At 70.0% G+C, this 18,784-nt stretch carries 13 protein-coding genes; 6 read left to right on the top strand and 7 right to left on the bottom strand.

What is annotated here, in order from left to right:
• From PXH83_RS21880 to PXH83_RS21855, 6 genes are all read right to left on the bottom strand, one after another.
• On the bottom strand, positions 1-1,194 hold the full coding sequence (locus PXH83_RS21880; protein ID WP_274562180.1) for a YncE family protein: 1,194 nt from the start codon (positions 1,192-1,194) through the stop codon (positions 1-3).
• Positions 1,191-1,985 (bottom strand): polysaccharide deacetylase family protein, encoded by a 795-nt coding sequence (locus PXH83_RS21875; protein WP_420803199.1) that lies wholly within the window; start codon positions 1,983-1,985, stop codon positions 1,191-1,193. Before PXH83_RS21875 ends, PXH83_RS21880 begins: the two co-directional genes overlap by 4 nt.
• A gap of 400 nt (positions 1,986-2,385) precedes the next feature.
• Positions 2,386-2,913, bottom strand: a complete 528-nt coding sequence (locus PXH83_RS21870; protein WP_214927338.1) for an ATP-binding protein — start codon at positions 2,911-2,913, stop codon at positions 2,386-2,388.
• 244 nt (positions 2,914-3,157) lie between these two features.
• Positions 3,158-3,925: an enoyl-CoA hydratase/isomerase family protein gene (locus PXH83_RS21865; protein ID WP_274562178.1), complete on the bottom strand. Its 768-nt coding sequence runs from the start codon at positions 3,923-3,925 to the stop codon at positions 3,158-3,160.
• Positions 3,926-4,006: 81 nt separating this feature from the next.
• Entirely contained in the window at positions 4,007-5,263 is a 1,257-nt protein-coding gene (locus PXH83_RS21860; protein ID WP_274562177.1) for a L,D-transpeptidase, read from the bottom strand.
• Positions 5,264-5,469: 206 nt separating this feature from the next.
• Complete coding sequence (locus tag PXH83_RS21855) at positions 5,470-6,690, bottom strand: L,D-transpeptidase (protein WP_274562175.1); 1,221 nt, start codon at positions 6,688-6,690, stop codon at positions 5,470-5,472.
• 156 nt (positions 6,691-6,846) lie between these two features.
• On the opposite strand from PXH83_RS21855, the gene glgX reads away from it, so the two are divergent.
• The 3 genes from glgX (at position 6,847) to PXH83_RS21840 (ending at position 12,903) form a co-directional block, all read left to right on the top strand.
• Positions 6,847-9,132 carry a glycogen debranching protein GlgX gene (gene glgX / locus PXH83_RS21850; RefSeq protein ID WP_274562173.1) on the top strand — a complete coding sequence of 762 codons (2,286 nt, stop codon included), beginning with the start codon at positions 6,847-6,849 and terminating at the stop codon, positions 9,130-9,132.
• A 61-nt stretch (positions 9,133-9,193) separates the two neighbouring features.
• Positions 9,194-11,050, top strand: coding sequence for an ABC transporter ATP-binding protein (locus tag PXH83_RS21845; RefSeq protein WP_274562172.1), 1,857 nt, complete (start codon positions 9,194-9,196; stop codon positions 11,048-11,050).
• On the top strand, positions 11,047-12,903 hold the full coding sequence (locus tag PXH83_RS21840) for an ABC transporter ATP-binding protein (protein WP_274562171.1): 1,857 nt from the start codon (positions 11,047-11,049) through the stop codon (positions 12,901-12,903). Before PXH83_RS21845 ends, PXH83_RS21840 begins: the two co-directional genes overlap by 4 nt.
• Before the next feature lie 53 nt (positions 12,904-12,956).
• On the opposite strand, the gene PXH83_RS21835 is transcribed toward PXH83_RS21840, so the two are convergent.
• Positions 12,957-13,904: a hypothetical protein gene (locus PXH83_RS21835; protein WP_274562170.1), complete on the bottom strand. Its 948-nt coding sequence runs from the start codon at positions 13,902-13,904 to the stop codon at positions 12,957-12,959.
• Between the two features lie 423 nt (positions 13,905-14,327).
• Here PXH83_RS21835 and PXH83_RS21830 point away from each other — a divergent pair, with 423 nt between their 5' ends.
• The 3 genes from PXH83_RS21830 to PXH83_RS21820 all read left to right on the top strand — a co-directional run bounded on the left by PXH83_RS21830 (position 14,328) and on the right by PXH83_RS21820 (position 18,741).
• Positions 14,328-16,355: a M4 family metallopeptidase gene (locus tag PXH83_RS21830; protein WP_274562169.1), complete on the top strand. Its 2,028-nt coding sequence runs from the start codon at positions 14,328-14,330 to the stop codon at positions 16,353-16,355.
• Positions 16,356-16,438: 83 nt separating this feature from the next.
• Positions 16,439-17,110: a response regulator gene (locus tag PXH83_RS21825; protein ID WP_274562168.1), complete on the top strand. Its 672-nt coding sequence runs from the start codon at positions 16,439-16,441 to the stop codon at positions 17,108-17,110.
• 2 nt (positions 17,111-17,112) lie between these two features.
• Entirely contained in the window at positions 17,113-18,741 is a 1,629-nt protein-coding gene (locus PXH83_RS21820; RefSeq protein ID WP_274562167.1) for a sensor histidine kinase, read from the top strand.
• Positions 18,742-18,784: the final 43 nt, after the last annotated feature.

Here is an 18,784-nt window from a genome sequence, read left to right as displayed (position 1 = left end):
TCAGCGGAAGATGCCCGTGTGGCCGAGCGAGTAGCGGCCCGGCTGCGGGTAGACCGCCAGGCCGTGCGGGCCGCCGCCGACCGGGATACGGGCCAGCTGCTTGCCGGTGGTGGTGTCGATCGCGTACACCTCGTCGTCGTAACGCCCCGACAGCCACAACACCTTGCCGTCGGCCGAGACCCCGCCCATGTCGGGGCTGCCGCCGTCCGGCAGGTGCCACTTCTTGGTCAGCCTTTTCTCCTTGAAGTCGAAGAGGGAGATGGAGCCCTCGCCCCGGTTGGAGACGTACATCTCCCTGGAGTCGCGGCTGATGTAGAGGCCGTGGCAGCCCTTGCCCGTGGGCAGCAGCCTCGGGGTGGTGAACTTCTTTCCGTCCAGGACCCACATGCCGTGCGCCATCATGTCGGCGATGTAGAACGTCTTGCCGTCGGGCGAGATCTTCACGTCCTGGGGCATCGCGCCCTGGAACGGAAGCTTCTGCTGCCCGACGACCTTCATCTTCTCGGTGTCGACCTTGAGCAGCTCGCCGGAGAACTCGCAGGAGACGATGAAGTACCGGCCGTCGGCCGAGAAGTCCGCGTGATTGACGCCCGCGCAGGTGACCGGTTCGGTCTTGACGCGGTTCATCGTGTGCGGGTCGCGGAAGACCAGCTCGCGGTCCATCGACGCCATGACGACGGCGTGCTTGCCGTTGGGCGTGAAGTAGAGGTTGTACGGGTCGTGCACCTCGACGGGCTTGCCCACGGCGCCGGTGGCCGGGTTGATCGGGGTGAGGGTGTGGCCCCGGTTGTTGTTGACCCACAGGGTCTTCATGTCCCAGGAGGGGACGACGTGCTGGGGCTGGACGCCGACCGGGATGGTCTTGATGACCTTGTACGTCCTGGGGTCGATCACCGACACCGTGTTGGAGTTGGTGTTGGGGACGTAGACCCGGGACGGGAAGTCCTTGACGACGGGCGACAGCTGGTTGGGCCGGTCCGCCGCGTACACGTCGTCGGGGTCGAGCACCGGCGGCATGCCGGGCAGTCCTGGCGGGGCGGCCGGGACGGCCTTTCTCACCTTGGCGGGCGGTGCGGCCCCGTTGGTGCCGAGCGCGTCGGCCCGGCCCTTCGGTGCGGGGTCGGCGCAGCCCCCGAGGGCGGCGAGAAGGGCGCCGGCGAGCAGCGCGATCGTACGGCGAGTGATCGTGGTCATCGGGTCAGCAGCTCCGTGGTGGTCACCGCGCGCAGGCCGCGGCGGTCGAGTGCGTCGAGGAGGGCGGGCAGAGCGGCGACCGTGTCGGCGTAGCCGAAGTGCAGGCTCACCACGGATCCGTTGCGGATCTCCCCGGTGATCTTGCGGGTGACGGCCCGGGCGCTGGGTGAGGTGAAGTCGAGGGAGTCGACGTCGTACGAGAGGACGTGCGGGTAACCGGCCCGACGCGCCAGCCTCTGGACGAGCGGAGTGGCGTACTGGGTGCGCGACGGGCGGAACCAGGTGCCGATGGAGCCGGTGAGCCGGCGCAGGCGGTCGGCGCAGCCGGTGATCTCGGCGTACGCCTCCCGCTCGCCCATGGCGGAGATGGTGAGGTGGCGCTGAGTGTGGTTGCCCAGGTCGTGGCCGCCGTCGAGGATGCGGCGCGCGAGCCGCGGATACGTGTCGAGCCAGCCGCCGACCGCGAGGACGGTGAGGTGGGCGCCTGCCCGCTCGGCCTCGGCGAGAACGGCCTTCGCGGTGGCCGGGTCGCCCTGGCCGTGGAAGGTGAGGGCGACCCGTGGGCGGTCGCGGGGACCGTTGGTGATCTGGACGGGCAGGCCGGGAAAGCGGTGGGGAGCGGGAGCCCGGCGGGGGGCCGCGGGCGCTGCGGGCCGTTTCGCCGGGGCGGGGGGTGCGGCGCCCCCGGTACTTCCGGGGGCGCCGCACCCGGTGGCGAGCGTGTCCGCGACGGCCGCCCCCAGCGCTCCTGCTCCCGCGCGCAGCGCGCTGCGGCGGCTTGTCGATGTCACGCGCCCATTTAAGGGGGAATGAGAGCAGAAGGTAATCATTGACCCAATTTGGCGCTCCACGGGTCGCCCGACCAGACCGCCTGGCGGGCCCGGCGATCAATGAATCACTCGCAAAGTCTCATAACTATGCAGCCTTTGACAGGCGAGTGGCTCACCTCACCTACGATTCAGATTCGAAGTACCCATTACGTACAGATTTGTGTGAGTAAGGACTTTTGGCGCCGTGCTCACCTGTCTGCCATAGTCGGTCCCACGACCCCCATTGACCCGGGCCAGGTCGTCATTACAAGCGGCCGTGACTACACCCCTCATGCCACGGCGCTCCACGAGAGCCCCCGAAGTGCCGCACCAAGGCGCGCAGGGGGCTTTCGTGCATGCACAGCCGTTCAGCGCCGGCCGCTCAATGCTCGGCGGTGCGCTCCGACACGCGCATCTCGAACCACGTCGTCTTGCCGCGCGGGAGCAGGTCCACACCCCACCGGTCGGACAGTTTGTCGACGAGGAAGAGCCCGCGGCCGCTGGTGTCCATTTCATGTACGGGCATCAGACAGGGCAGGCCCCGCGAGGGATCGCGCACCTCGATCCTCATCCAGCCCCTCCGCCTCAGCATGCGCAGCCCGAAGACGCGGGCGCCGGTGTGCCGCACGGCGTTGCCGACGAGCTCCGACACGAGCAGCACGGCGTGCTCGGCGGTCTGCGGGGAGAGACCCCACTGGCGGAGCACCACGCAATGCGTGAGCCGACGGGCGGTGGCGGCGGACTCGGGGCGGGAGGGCAGCCGGACTTCTTCATCCGTCGGATTTCCGAACAACTCCAGCGCCTTGAACGCTTGTTCGTCCTCGACGGCCGGTGACCATCGCGCGGCGGTCGCGCTCCCGCGCGGCCGCGGCTGTTCCACACCATCCAGCCCCGCCATGTCCCCCATCATGGCCGCCCAGAACCCCCTCCGGGGCCGTTCCGGGGGATTCGCTTCCCCGGAACCGCCCCGTCCAGAGGTGCGGTTTGGCATATGCCGGAGGCAGCGTGACCCTTCGTCGACCCCCTGACCTGCGGTGACCCACCGCTCACGCATGATCACAAAGCGTCCGGGACAAGGCTGCCTTCAGGCTGGTTTAAGGCTCAGTTAATCCGCCCCGGGAGGAGTACGCCAGGGCGCCTCAACTGACCCGCGCTCAGAGGAACTTGGCCTTGCCGGGCCCCTCTTCGACGAAACTGCGCATACCGCGCTCCCGGTCCTCGGTCGCGAACAGCCCGGCGAACCAGTTGCGTTCGATGGTGAGACCGGTGTCCAGGTCGGTCTCCAGCCCCGCGTCGATGGACTCCTTGGCCGCACGCAGCGCCATCGCGGGCCCGTGCGCGAGCTTCGCAGCCCACGCGTGCGCCTGCTCGTACACCTCGTCGGCCGGTACGACCCGGTCGACGAGGCCGATCGTCAGGGCCTCGTCGGCCCGCACATGGCGACCGGTGAAGATGAGGTCCTTGGCCTTGGACGGGCCGACCAGCCGCGAGAGCCGCTGGGTGCCGCCCGCGCCCGGGATGAGGCCGAGCAGGATCTCGGGCTGGCCGAGCTTGGCGTTGTCCCCGGCGATACGGAAGTCGGCGCACAGGGCCAGCTCGCAACCGCCGCCCAGGGCATAGCCGGTGATCGCGGCGACGACGGGCTTGGGGATGCGGGCCACGGCGGTGAAGGAATCCTGGAGGGCCTTCGACCGTACGACCATCGCCGCGTGGTCCATCGCCTGCATCTCCTTGATGTCCGCGCCCGCCGCGAACACCTTCTCGCCGCCGTAGATGACCACGGCACGTACGTCGTCGCGCCGGGTCGCCTCCTCGGCGAGCTCGCGCAGCCGGTCCTGGGTGGCGATGTCCAGTGCGTTCATCGGCGGGCGTGCGAGGCGGATGACGCCGACGCCCTCGGAGACTTCGAGATTCACAGTCATGCCCAGCAGGTTAACCGGCGCTAACGACAACGGGCCCGCCGCTGTGAACAACAGCACGGGCCCGTTTACGTACGGCAAGTGTTACTTCTTCCACTCCGACCAGGACATGTTCCAGCCGTTGAGGCCGTTGTCCGGCTGGATCTGCTTGTCGTTGGAGTTCTTCACGACCACCACGTCACCGAGGATCGAGTTGTCGAAGAACCAGGCCGCGGGGACCTTGCTGTCGTACGCCCCGCGCACATCGCGCAGGCCCACGCACCCGTGGCTGACATTCGCCGAGCCGAACGTCCCGGCGCCGGCCCAGTAGTTGCCGTGGATGAAGGTGCCCGAGTTCGACAGGCGCATCGCGTGCGGTACGTCCTTGATGTCGTACTCGCCGCCGAATCCGACGGTGGCGCCGTTCATCCGGGTCACCTTGTACTTCTCGCTGATCACCATCTGACCGTTGTACGTTGTGGTCGACGGTGCGCCCGCGGTGATCGGGATGGTCTTGAGGACCTTGCCGTCGCGCTTGACGGTCATCGTGTGGGCGCCGGCGTCCACGACGCTGACCTGGCTGCGGCCAACGGTGAACTTCACGGTCTTGTTCTGCTTGCCGTACACCCCGGGACGGCCTTCGACGCCGTCGAGGTTGAGCTTCAGCGTCACCTTGGTGCCCGCGGCCCAGTACTTCTCGGGACGGAAGTCGAGGCGGTCGTTGCCGAACCAGTGGCCCTCGATCGGGACGGAGGGCTCGGCGGTCACCTTGACGGCCTTCTCGACGTCCTCGGGCTCGGTGATGCCGCGGCTGAAGCGGAGCGAGACCGGCATTCCGACGCCGACCTTCGAACCGTCCTCGGGCGTGAAGTAACTGACGAACGTGTTCTTCGGGACGAGTGTGGTGAAGGTGGTGTCCTTCGCGGACTCGCGGCCCTCGGAGTCCTTCGCCACCGCGTGGACCTTGTACTTGGTCGCGGAGCCGAGGTGGTGCGACGGCTTCCAGGCGGTGCCGCCGTCGGTGATCCTGCCCTCGACGTCGTTGCCCTTGGTGTCCTCGACCGTGACGGACGTCAGCTTGCCCTTGTCGGCGGTGATCTTCAGTGCCCCGCTGGTGGCGACGTTCTTCGCGTCGTCCTTGGGTGCGATCGTCACCACGGCCTGCGATGCCTTGGTGTCGCCGCCCTTCCCGGCGCCGCCCGTGCCCTTGCCGTCGCCTGAGCCGGAGTCATCGCTTCCGCCGCAGGCCGTCGCCAGCACCATCATCGCGGCCAGCAGAGCCGGCAGCGCGGTGCCCCCAAGCCCTCGCCGACTTCCTTGCCGCGATCTGGCCGATGCCCCCGATATCGGCTGCCTGTTCAATGTGTTGCTCCCCTCGCACGGCCTGGCCCTGGCCATGGCCCGCACCCCCACGCGCAGCTACCGCGCGCCTGGCGATAGATAATCACACCGGGCGTGTCGGGGCCTCCCCATGAATGTCACCGTTCGGTCCCAAGTGGTTCATCCCGTCCATCCGGTTCATCCGGTCCATCCGGGATGCGTGCGGGCCATGCAGGTCAGCGGGGGAGTTACGAGAGGGCGGAACCGGCCTTCCAGCGGTTCCAGTCCATGTTCCAGCCGCCGAGGCCGTTGTCGGGAGCGACCTTTCGGTCACGGGAGTTGACCACTTCGACCACGTCGCCGATGAGCGTGCGGTCGAAGAACCAGCCCGCCGGGGCGTCCGGGCTGCCGCCCTTCTCGTCGCGCAGGCCGATGCAGCCGTGACTGGTGTTGGCCGTGCCGAACGTGTCCGCGGGTGCCCAGTAGTTGCCGTGCAGGAAGGTCCCGGACGCCGTCAGCCGCATCGCGTGCGGCACATCCGGAATGTCGTACTCACCGCCGAAGCCGACCGTTCTGCCGTCCATCCGTGTCACGTCGTACAGCTCTGTGACGACCATCTTTCCGTTGTACGTCGTGGTCTTGGGCGCCCCGGCGCTGACCGGCACCTTCGCCAGTACCCTGCCGTCGCGCCGTACCTCCATGGTGTGCGCCTCCGCGTCCACCGTGGAGACCTGGGAGCGGCCGACCGTGAAGCCGACGGTCTTCTGCTGGATGCCGTACACCCCGGGGGCGGCCTGGACGTCGCGCAGTCGCAGATCGATGCTGACGCCGGTGCCGGGCGCCCAGTATTCGCGTGGCCGGAAATCGAGGCGCTGGTTGCCGAACCAGTGGCCCGCCACCTCCACGGGCGGCTCCGAGCTGATCCTGATGGCGCGTTCGACGGCGGCACGGTCGGCGACCGCACGGTTGAAGCTGAACGAGACGATCATGCCGGTGCCGACAGTGGACCGGTTCTCGGGCTTGAAGTAGCCGATGAAGCGATGCCGGGGGACGTCCGTCGTGAACGAGGTGTGCCGGGCCGAGCGCCGGCCCCGGCCGTCCACGGCCACCGCGTCGACCGAGTACTTGGCGGCCAGTTGCAGCGGCCCGCTCTCCTGCGGCTCCCAGGACCGGCCGTCCGCCGAGATCCGGCCCTCGACCTCCTGCTGTTCCACGTCCTCGACGCGTACGACCGTGACCCGTTCCAGCCGCCCGTCGTCCACCTTCACCTCGACACGGCTGTCGGCCCTGACCCCCCTCGCCCCGTCCTCGGGGACCACCCGGATCGTGTCCCGGGGCGATCGCGGCTTCTCGTCGGACCACGCGTCACCGCCGCCACCCACCGTGCAGCCGGTCAGTCCGGCGATCAGTCCTGCCCCAACCAGTGCGGCGGCCAGGGCCGCCCGCGCACGTCTCGCTGCGTCTCTCACGACCGGCCCAACGACCGCCCCCCTCCAGGGGAAACGTGAGTACGACCGCTGTTCCGGGCAGAACAGGTGGGAAGGACCATGCGAGGGGAACCGCGGCCGGGACGCCGTACGGCCTCAAGGATCCGCCGGTCCAGTCGAGCCGCGGGAGGCTTACAGGTGTCCAGCGCACCCGAGCAGGAGGCAGTACAGGACGCGGTGCGGGAGGCCGTGCGGGACAAGCGGCCCGCCCCGTCCGGAGTCAACGGGCACCGCCCCTGGCCCGACGCGGGCAGGCCGCCCGTATGGCCCGGGGCACCCACCCCCCTGGGGGCACGTTTTCGCGTCGGACCCGACGGGGTCGCCGGCACCAACTTCGCCCTGTGGGCGGGCGGGGCGGAGGCGGTCGAGCTGTGCCTCTTCGACGACAACGGCGCGGAGACGCGCTGCCCGTTGACCGAACTGACGCACGAGATCTGGCACGGCTTCGTGCCGGGCGTCCGGGCGGGACAGCGGTACGGCTACCGCGTGCACGGCCGCTGGGACCCCTGGACCGGGGCCCGTTGGAACCACGCGAAGTTGCTCCTCGATCCGTACGCACGGGCCGTGGACGGCGCCCCGGGAAATGACTACAGCACGCTGCCCGCCGAGGTGTACGGGCACGTCAGGGACTGGCCGCAGCAGCATGTCGCCGACACGGTGCGCGACGACCGTGACTCCGCGCCGTACGTCCCCAAGGGCGTCGTGGTCCACGACGACGCGCCGGACGACGACTGGGTGGACGACCGGCGGCCCAAGACGCCTTGGGCGGATTCGGTCATCTACGAGCTGCATGTGCGCGGCTTCACGAAGCTGCACCCGGAGATCCCGGAGCCCCTGCGCGGTACGTACGCGGGGCTCGCGCATCCGGCGGCGATCGAGCATCTCGTACGGCTGGGGGTGACGGCGGTCGAGCTGCTGCCGGTGCACCAGTTCGCCCACGAGGACCATCTGCTGCGCCGCGACCTGCGCAACTACTGGGGCTACAACTCCATCGGCTACTTCGCGCCGCACGCCGGCTACTCCTCCGGCGGCACGCGCGGCGAGCAGGTCGGGGAGTTCAAGCGCATGGTGCGGGCCCTGCACTCGGCCGGCATCGAGGTCATCCTCGACGTCGTCTACAACCACACGGCGGAGGCCGGCGAGCTGGGGCCGATGCTGTCGCTGCGCGGCATCGACAACCGGGGCTACTACCGACTCCAGGCGGACGCCCGTCGGTACGCCGACTACACGGGCTGCGGCAACACGCTGCACGTCGTACAGCCGAACGTCCTGCGGCTGATCACGGACTCGCTCAGGTACTGGGTGACCGAGATGGGCGTGGACGGCTTCCGCTTCGACCTGGCGGCGGCGCTGGCCCGTTCCATGCACGACGTCGACATGCTGTCGCCGTTCCTGGCGGTGATCGCACAGGACCCTGTGCTGCGGCGCGTGAAGCTGATCGCCGAGCCGTGGGACGTGGGCAACGGCGGATACCAGGTGGGCGCGTTTCCACCCCTCTGGACGGAGTGGAACGACCGCTACCGGGACGCTGTACGGGACTTCTGGCGGGGCGCTCTGCCGGACGTACGGGACCTGGGGTACCGCCTGTCCGGGTCGAGCGACCTCTACGCATGGGGCGGGCGGCGGCCGTACGCCTCCGTCAACTTCGTCACCGCGCACGACGGCTTCACCCTGCGCGACCTCGTGTCGTACGAGCACAAGCACAACGAGGCGAACGAGGAGGCCAACCGGGACGGGACGAACGACAACCGGTCGTGGAACTGCGGGGCGGAGGGCGAGACCGACGACGCCCGGGTGAACACGCTGCGCCGGCAGCAACTGCGCAACCTGGTGACGACGCTGCTGCTGTCCACGGGCGTGCCGATGCTGGTGGCGGGCGACGAGATGGGGCGTACCCAGGGCGGCAACAACAACGCGTACTGCCAGGACAACGCGATCAGCTGGATCGACTGGTCGCTGCTCGACGATCCGGGCTGGCGAAATCTGTTCGAGCTGACGTCACGGCTGCTGGCCCTGCGCCACGAACACCCGGTGCTGCGGCGCCGCGCCTTCTTCTCGGGCCGGGCGCAGGCGGCGGACGGGCTGCGGGACCTGGCCTGGTTCACGGCGCGCGGCGAGGAGACGACGGAACAGGACTGGTACGCGCCGACGGCGACGCTGGGCATGTATCTGTCCGGGCGCGACATCCCGGGACGCGACGCGCGTGGAGCGAAGGTGACGGACGACAGCTTCCTGGCCGTCTTGCACGCGGGGGACCAACCGGCGAGTTTCGTGCTGCCGGGCCCGCCGTGGGCGGAGGTGTACGAGGTGGTCGTCGACACGTCGGAGGAGGCACAGGAGGCCGCTCCGGGCAGGGTACATCCGGGGGGCGAGGTGATCACTCTCCCGGCGAGGTCGGTGCTGCTGCTGAAGGTCGGGACGTGACGTGGAGGCGGCGACTTTTAACCGGTGGCGCTGTCAGTGGTGAACCGTACGCTCGATCCTGATGACCGGATCCCCTGCACCCACCAAGGACCGATCGGCCGTGCGTACGCTGCTGCGTCTGTGGCCGTACGTACGGCCGGTACGAACACGCCTGGTCAGTGCCGCATTTGTCGCGGTACTGGCCTCCTGCCTCAGCCTCGTCTTCCCGCTCGTCCTGAAGTGGATCGTCGACGGTCCGGTCGCGGACGGCGACCCGGACGGGGTATGGCTGGGCGCTCTGTACCTGCTGCTGCTCGGGCTCGCCGAGGCGGCGCTCTTCGGCCTCCGGCGGTGGCTGGTGGCGCGGCCGCTGGCGGGGGTGGAGGCCGCGATGCGGGCCGATCTGTACCGGCATCTGCAGCGGCTGCCGATTGCCTTCCATGACCGGTGGCCTTCAGGCCAGTTGCTGTCGCGCGGGACCACGGATCTGATGCTGCTGCGGATGTTTCTGGCGTTTCCGCTGACGTTCCTGCTGGTCAACGGGGTCACGATCCTGGTGGGTTTCGTGATTTTGATTCAGCAGCAGTGGGTGCTTGGACTGGTGCTGCTCGGGCCGGTGATTCCGCTGGTGGTGCTGTGCTCGGTCTTCGAGTCGAAGTACTCGCTGGTGGCGCGGCGTTCCCAGGACCAGGTCGGCGATCTGACGACCGTGGTCGAGGAGAGCGTGCTCGGCATCCGCATCATCAAGGGCTTCGGCCGGCACCGCAGCCAGGCCCTCGCCTTCCGTGAGCTCTCGCTGAAACTTCGCGGCACGGAGCTGGTCAAGGCGAGGCTGCTGGCGGGCATTTGGGGCCTGATCACGACCCTCCCGGAACTGGCCATCGGCGCGGCGCTGGTCCTCGGCACGGTCCAGGTCGCGGACGGCGCCCTGTCGGCAGGCACGCTGGTGGCGTTCCTGTCGACGGCGCTGGCGCTGCGCTGGCCGGTGGACTCGATCGGCTTCCTGCTGGCGATCAGCCAGGACGCGGCGACGGCGACGGAGCGGTACTTCGAGGTGATGGACGCGCAGGAGGAGGCGGACGGGGCGGCTGGGGTTGGCAGCGGGGCCGGCTCCGGGGTGGGTGAGGCGGTGGACCGGCCGCGCGCGAAGGGCCCGGGGGGCGCCGGGCGGGGAGGGCTTCGTGCCGGCGGCGGCATCGTGTTCGACGGGGTCGAGTTCCGGTATCCCGATGCCGCCGACGGGACTCCGCCCGTGCTCGCGTGCATCGACCTGCACATTCGGCCCGGCGAGACCCTGGCCCTCGTCGGCGCCACCGGCAGCGGCAAGACGACGCTCACCGCGCTCGTACCGCGGCTGCACGAAGTGAGCGCCGGACGCATCACGCTCGACGGCGAGGACGTCACCGCCATGCCCCGGGAGCGGCTGCGCGAGTTGGTGTCCGTCGCCTTCGAGGAGCCCACGCTCTTTTCGGCAAGCGTCGGGGAGAACGTGCTGATGGGCGCCGACAGCGGTGCGGACGAGGCGGACCTGCGGCGGGCCCTCGACACCGCGCAGGCCCGATTCGTGAACGAACTGCCCGAGGGCAGCGACACCCAGGTGGGCGAACAGGGGCTGAGCCTGTCCGGCGGGCAGCGGCAGCGGCTCGCGCTGGCCAGAGCCGTGGTGGGCAGACCTCGGTTCCTGGTGCTCGACGATCCGCTTTCGGCGCTCGACGTGCATACGGAGGCGCTGGTGGAGGCGGCGCTACGGCGCGTACTGGAGGACACGACCGCGCTCGTCGTCGCACACCGGCCGTCCACCGTGATGCTCGCCGACCGGGTCGCGCTGCTCTCCGGCGGCCGGATCACCGCCGTCGGCACCCACCAGGAACTGCTGCGCAGCAGCGACGAGTACGCCTGGCTGATGTCCGGGGCCACCAGTGAGGGGGAAGACGCATGACCACGACTGTGGACGGGCGGGTGGCCGACGACGCCGAACCGGAAGCGGGAGAGGCGCCCGGCGGTGATCCCTTCGACCGGGATGCGCTGCCCGCGCCCAAAGGCGCGACCGGCGTGCTGCTGCGTTCGCTGCTGGGGCCGCGCCGGGGCAGGGTCGCGTTCGCCACGCTGATCCTGCTGCTCCAGCAGGCCGCGGTGCAGGCCGGCCCGCTGCTCGTCGCGTACGCCATCGACCGCGGCGTACCGGCGCTGCGGCAGGACGACATGGGGCCGCTGATCATTGTCGCGGCGGGCTATCTGGCGTGCTCGCTGGGCGCCGGTCTCCTCCAGTACGCCTTCATCCGCGTCTCCGCCCGCGTCAATCAGGATGTACTCCTCGATCTGCGCGGCAGGATCTTCCGCCATGCGCAGGCACTGAGCGTGGACTTCCACGAGCGGTACACGTCCGGACGGCTGATCTCGCGATCGACGACCGATGTGGCGTCGCTGCGCGAACTGCTCATCGACGGCCTGCACGAGCTGATAGGCGTCGTCCTCTCGTCCGTCTACATCTGCGCGCTGCTGCTGTATCTCGATGTGGGCCTCGGAGGGCTCGCGGTGCTGTCCTTCGCGCCGCTGTATCTGCTCATCCGCCGCTACCGGACCCGTGTCGCCGTCGTCTTCAGCAAGCGGTCGACGGCGATCGCCGCCGTCATCGTGAAGTTCGCGGAGACGATGAACGGCATCCGCCCGGTGCGGGCATTCCGGCGCGAGCGCACGAACGACGCGGAGTTCCGCGCGCTCAACCATCGGCACGAGCGGACGAACGGCGACGGCCTGCTGGAGATGGCCCAGTACGTCGTCGGCTCACGGCTGGTCGCCAACACCGCTGTCGCCGGAATCGTGCTGTGGGGCGCCTACCAGGTCGCCGACGGCAGCCTCGCGCTCGGTGTACTGGCGGCTTCCGTGCTCTATCTGCGGCGGTTGTACGACCCGATCGACCGGCTCGGTATGTTCCTCAACTCGTACCAGTCGGCCGCCGCTTCACTGGAGAAGATCGCGGGCCTGCTCGCGCAGGCGCCGACCGTACCCGAGCCCGCGGAGCCGCGCCGGCTGCCCGCCCACGACAGCGGTCACCCGGGCCGCGAGGTCGTCTTCGACCGTGTCAGCTTCGGCTACCGCACCGGCGGCGAGGTCCTGCCGCGCTTCGGCCTGACCCTCCCGGCCGGCCAGACGGTCGCCGTCGTCGGCTCGACGGGCGCGGGCAAGTCGACGCTCGCCAAGCTGCTGGCCCGCTTCTACGACCCGACGGAGGGCCGGGTGCTGCTCGACGGCACGGACCTGCGTGATCTCGCCATTCCCGAACTGCGGCGCGGGGTGGTGATGGTGACCCAGGAGGCATTCCTGTTCTCCGGCACGGTCGCCGAGAACATTGCCATCGGCCGCCCGGACGCCACCCGCGACGACATCGAGCAGGCAGCGAAGGCGATTGGCGCGCACGAATTCATCACCTCTCTCCCGGACGGCTACGACACGGACGTACGAAAGCGGGGCGGACGGATCTCGGCGGGACAGCGCCAGTTGGTGGCCTTCGCCCGCGCACTGCTCGCCGACCCGGCAGTGCTGATCCTGGACGAGGCGACGTCGTCCCTGGACGTTCCGGGCGAGCGGGCGGTGCAGCGTGCAATGCGTACGGTGCTGCGCGGCCGTACCGCCGTGGTGATCGCCCACCGGCTGTCGACGGTGGAGATCGCCGACCGGGTACTGGTCATGGAACACGGCCGCATCGTCGAGGACGGCACCCCTGCCGAGCTGATCGGCGGAGCGGGCCGTTTCGCGGACCTGCACCGTGCGTGGCGGGACAGCCTTGCGTAACTCCCCTCTTGAATAGGTGTGTTGACTTGGCGCGAGGGAGCCGCGCTCCGGGCTCATCGCACGGCGAGCGCCCCTTGCCCTGAAGGGCGGACAATGGCCCGCAGCATCGCCGCGCCCGCCACCACCGCGGCGATGTGCAAGGCCGCCGCGACGCCGAGGTTCTCCGGCAGGGTGACGTCGTCCGGGCGCACCGCCGCCAGAACGAGCGTGTACGGCAGTTTCCAGCCACTCCATGCGAAGAGCGAGCCCGAGCCGAGCCAGCCGAGCGCCATGGGGATCCATCGGGGCAGCCCGGCCGGCCGTGCGCGGGTGAGGGCCCAGACGGCGGCGGCCGACGCGAGCGCGCAGACCCCTGCGGTGCCGGTGAGCAGGTGCCAGTTGGCGTCCCGTGCCGCCGACTGCGCGATGCCTGCCGCGCCGCCCACCGCCCAGTACAGCCAGACCGCGCCGAGTCCGGCGCCGACGAAGACGCCCCACGGCAGCGGCCCCGAAGGCGTGCCGCCCTCCCGTTCCCCGACGCGCCCGGCGAACGCATCCGGCCACCGCCGCCGCAGGTGAGCCGGCAGCGCGAGGGCCAGACAGAGCCCCATCCCCACGAAGCCGAACTGGATCAGCCGCCCCTCCCAGACCGGCATCACCGCTCCGTCGTCACCCCCACCGCCGCTCCGCTCCTCGCCGCCACCGGCCTCACCCCCGCCTTCCGGTCCCAGCAGCGAACCGAGAATCATGAACGGCAGCAGCGGTACGAGGAAACCCGCACCCACCCACGTGCAGAACGCCACCGCCGCGCCCGGTATCCGCATCCCCCACGGCCGCACCAGCGCGAGGGCCGTCACGATCCCGGTCGCCGCCATCCCGATCGTCGCGACGTTGAGCACCACCCAGCCCGCCATGTCGAACTCGGCGCTCAGCGGCACCAGCCCGAGCAGCGCCCCGATCACCCACGACACTTTGATCAGCAGATACGGCGTCAGTGCCAGCGCCGCCCCGTACGCCGCCACCCGGCCGACCCGCTCCCACCGATCCCGCGACGGCTGTCCCGGTTCACATCCTTCACCTCATTCACCCCTTTCACCCCTTTCACCCCTTTCACTTGGCGCCACGCTCTCTCGCTCCACCCGAATTCCCCTCCCCCCAGCCGGAATTCAAGTCTCGGATGCCACGCCTGCCGTCAGCGTCCCCCGCCGGTGGGATCCGTCTCCCCCACCCGGGGGAGAACAGCGCGAGACACGCAAGCGACCGTCCGCTCAACGAACATGACCATTCGGGCAACGGACGATTTCTGGCCAAGTTGTTGACACGCTCCTGACAGGACCCCGTAACTCCTGGGACTCTTCCCCCGTTCCGCGCTCCACCTTGCTCCGCCGGCTCTGCCCGGGCGGCATACCCAGCTGCCCGCCACCCCCCTCGCAGAAGGAGTTCGCGTGAGATCCACGCCCAGACGTCGTGCCACCGCGACAGGCGCGCTGCTCACCGCCGCAGCACTTCTCACCGTCGGCGTACAGGCCGGCACAGCATCGGCCGACGATCCCCGGACCGTTTCGCCCAAGGCCAAGTCCTCGAACGCCGCCACGAAGCCCAACCCGGGCGCCCTGCCCGCCAAGCTCTCGCCCGCCCATCGCGCCGAGCTCATACGCGAGGCCAATGCCACCAAGGCGGCCACCGCCAAGGACCTCGGTCTGGGCGCCAAGGAGCAGCTCCGGGTCCGCGACGTCGTCCAGGACCGCGACGGAACCACCCACACGCGGTACGAGCGCACCTACGACGGACTCCCCGTCCTCGGCGGCGACCTGATCGTCGCCGAGACGAAGGCCGGCAAGACCGAGAACGTCATCAAGGCCTCCAAGGCGCAGCTCAAGAACGTCGACACGAGCGCCGACGTCGCCCCCGCCGTCGCCGAGAAGCAGGCACTCGGCGCCGCAAGGGCCGAGGGTTCGAAGAAGACCGAGGCGGAGCGCGCGCCCCGCAAGGTCATCTGGCTGGCGCAGGGCAAGCCCACGCTCGCGTACGAGACCGTGGTCGGCGGGATCCAGCACGACGGCACGCCGAGCGAGCTGCACGTCGTCACCGACGCCACCACCGGCAAGAAGCTCTTCGAGCGCGAGGCCATCGAGACGGGTACCGGCAACACCCAGTACAGCGGCCAGGTGACGCTGGGCACTTCGCCGTCGTACACCCTGACCGACACCGGGCGCGGCAATCACAAGACGTACAACCTCAACCGCGGCACCTCCGGCACCGGCACCCTCTTCCAGGGCCCGGACGACATCTGGGGCGACGGCACTCCGCAGAACGCCGAGACCGCGGGCGCCGACGCCGCCTACGGAGCGGGCCTGACCTGGGACTACTTCAAGAACGTGCACGGCCGCAGCGGTATCCGCGGTGACGGTGTCGGCGCGTACTCCCGGGTCCACTACGGCAATGCGTACGTCAACGCCTTCTGGTCGGACTCCTGCTTCTGCATGACGTACGGCGACGGTGCGAACAACACCAAGCCGCTCACGTCGATCGACGTCGCCGCGCACGAGATGACGCACGGCATCACCTCCAACACCGCGGGCCTGATCTACAGCGGCGAGTCCGGCGGCCTCAACGAGGCGACGTCCGACATCTTCGCCGCCGCGGTCGAGTTCAACGCCAACAACCCCAAGGACGTCGGCGACTACCTGGTCGGCGAGAAGATCGACATCCGGGGCAACGGCACGCCGCTGCGCTACATGGACAAGCCGAGCAAGGACGGCTCGTCCAAGGACGCGTGGTACTCCGGCATCGGCAACATCGACGTCCACTACTCCTCGGGCCCGGCGAACCACTGGTTCTACATGCTCTCCGAGGGCAGCGGCGCCAAGACCATCAACGGCGTCAACTACGACTCCCCGACCTCGGACGGCCTGCCGGTGACCGGCATCGGCCGCGAGAAGGCCGCGCAGATCTGGTTCAAGGCGCTCACCACCAAGTTCAACTCGACGACCAACTACGCGGGTGCCCGCACCGGCACGCTCGCGGTCGCCGGTGAGCTGTACGGGACCAGCAGCGCCGAGTACAAGGCCGTCGCCAACGCCTGGGCGGGCATCAACGTCGGGTCGCGTCCCGGTGGCGAGACCGGCACGTCGTTCGAGAACACCACGGACGTCGCCATTCCGGACAACGGCGCCGCGGTCACCTCTTCGGTCACCTCCACCAAGACGGGCGCTGCCCCCAGCACCCTGAAGGCCTCCGTGGACATCGTCCACACGTGGCGCGGTGACCTGGTGATCGATCTCATCGCCCCGGACGGCACTGCCTACCGGCTGAAGAACTCCAGCGGGTCCGACTCGGCGGACAACGTCGTCGAGACGTACACCGTCAACGCGTCCTCCGAGACCGCGAACGGCATCTGGAAGCTCAAGGTCCAGGACGTGGCCGCGCAGGACACCGGCTACATCAACAGCTTCAAGCTCACCTTCCCGTAGAGCACGAAGCGCGAGGCGTAGTTGAGTGAACGGCCCTGGGGGAACTTCCGTACCCCCAGGGCCGTTCGACGTATCGTGACCGCATGATCAGGGTGCTGCTGGCAGACGACGAAGCGATGCTCCGCGCAGGCGTACGAGCCATTCTCAGCACCGACCCCACCATCGAGGTCGTCGCCGAGGCGGGTGACGGGCGCGAGGCGGTCGAGCTCGCCCTCAAGCACCGGCCGGACGTCGCGCTGCTCGACATCCGGATGCCCCGGCTGGACGGTCTGCGGGCCGCCGAGGAGCTGCGGCGTACGGCGCCCGAGACCGCCGTCGTCATGCTCACCACCTTCGCCGAGGACGAGTACATCGCGCGGGCGCTCGGCTCCGGCGCCGCCGGCTTCCTGCTCAAGACCGGCGATCCGCGCGAGCTGATCGCGGGCGTCCAGGCCGTCGCGGGAGGCGCCGCCTTCCTCTCCCCCGGGGTCGCACAGCGCGTCATCGCGCACCTCGGCGCCGGGCGGCTCACGCGGGCCGCCGGGGCGAAGGAGCAGCTTGAACCGCTGACGGTGCGGGAGCGGGAGGTCGTCGCGCTGGTCGGCGGTGGGCTCTCCAACGCGGAGATCGCAGCGAAGTTGTACGTCGTCGAGGGCACGGTCAAGGCGCATGTCAGCGCGGTCCTCGGACGCCTCGGGCTCAAGAACCGTGTGCAGCTGGCGATTCTGGCGTACGAAGCGGGGCTCGTGGCCGGCGGCGACGAAAAGGGCCCCTAGGGGTGCGCGGCGAGCCATTCTTGCGGCAGCGGAGCACCCGGGACCACATCGTCGATCTGGTGCTCTGGGTGGTGCTGTGCCTGCCGGGGCTGATGATGTCGCACGACACCGACGGCGCTTCCTGGCCGATGGTCGTCGCGGGCGTGGTGGCGCTCGGGGTGGCCGTGCTGCTCTGCCGCGACCGTCCGCTGATCTCGCTCGGTATCGCGGCGGCGTTCAGCCTGGCCCTGAATGTGGAGCTGTTCACGGCGGGCCATCTCCTCGCGCTGGTCGTCTTCGGCTATCTGAGCGGCCGCCGCACGGCACTCGCCCGGCCCGCCCTCCTCACCTTCGCCGCCATCGCGACGGCCGGTCTGGCGGTCGTACTCGCTGTCGGCGCCACTCTCTGGGAGTGGTTCACGCTTGTCGTCACACTGCTCTTCGCAGCCGTCGTGCCCTACCTCTTCGGCCGATACGTCCGCCAGTACGCGGAGTTGGTCAGTGCGGGCTGGCAGCTCGCCGACCGTATGGAGCGCGAGCAGCGCGCGGTCGCCGACCGGGAACGGCTGCGCGAACGGTCCCGTATCGCCGGTGACATGCACGACTCGCTGGGCCACGATCTGGCGCTGATCGCGGTACGGGCGGCCGCCCTTGAGGTCGCCCCGGCGCTCGGCGAACGGGAGCAGGCGGCGGCCGGTGAGCTGCGCGAGGCGACGGCCTCGGCGACGGCCCGGCTGCGGGACATCATCGGCGTACTGCGGGCGGACGGCGAGGCGGCACCGACTGCGCCGACGGGCGAGGCGGTGGGGGCGGTGGTGGAGCGGGCGCGGGACTCGGGGATGGCGGTGGAGTTGACCGACGAAGGGCCGCCGGTCCTCCCCCCGATGACCGACCGGGCGGTGCATCGCGTCGTCCAGGAGGCCCTGACCAACGCCGCGAAGCACGCACCGGGCGCGCGTGTCGCGGTGCGGCTGACGCGGGACGGCGGCGAGGACGGCGACAGCGGTCGGGACGCGTACGGGCGCACGGGCGGTGCATTCGTCACCGTCTCCGTCGCCAACGCGCCCCGCCCCGGCGGCCCGCTCCCGTGCCCCGCCCCAGGCAGCGGTACGGGCCTCGTGAGCCTCGACGAGCGCGTACGCCTGGCCGGCGGCACCCTCGCGCACGGACCCACCCCGGGCGGCGGCTTCGCGGTGACCGCCCGGCTGCCTCTGGCCCCTTCCGCCACTCCGACGCCCTCTGCGGCCGCGCCCGAAGCTCCCACCTCCGCCCGGGAGTTGGACCGGGCCCGGCAGCGCGTACGGCGCGGTCTGATGCACGCGATCCTGGCGCCACTGGCAGCGGTCGTCGCCCTCGGGATACTGATGGGCCTCTTCGCCCTCTACAGCCAGTCCCGCGCGGTCCTGGACCGGGACGACTACGACCGCATCCGCGTCGGCGACACCCGTACCGACGTCATGACGCGCCTGCCGCGCCGCTCCCTGGACGGCGCACCCGACGGCGTCGGCCCCGAACCGGCCGGGGCCGACGACTGCGAGTACTTCCGTGTCGCCCGTTACGACGCGACACCCGTCTACCGGCTGTGCTTCACGGACGGCGTCCTCTCCTCCAAGTCGATCGCCGAAGACGTCGACAACGAGGAGAACCGCTGAGCCGGGTTGCCCGCGTGCGTCAGCTTTTCGCAGGCGACAAGAA

This window comes from Streptomyces spiramyceticus (genome assembly GCF_028807635.1).
Taxonomy (GTDB): Bacteria; Actinomycetota; Actinomycetes; order Streptomycetales; family Streptomycetaceae; genus Streptomyces; species Streptomyces spiramyceticus.
The sequence above is the reverse complement of the archived record's forward strand: the minus strand, read 5'-3'. Positions and strand labels throughout refer to the sequence as shown.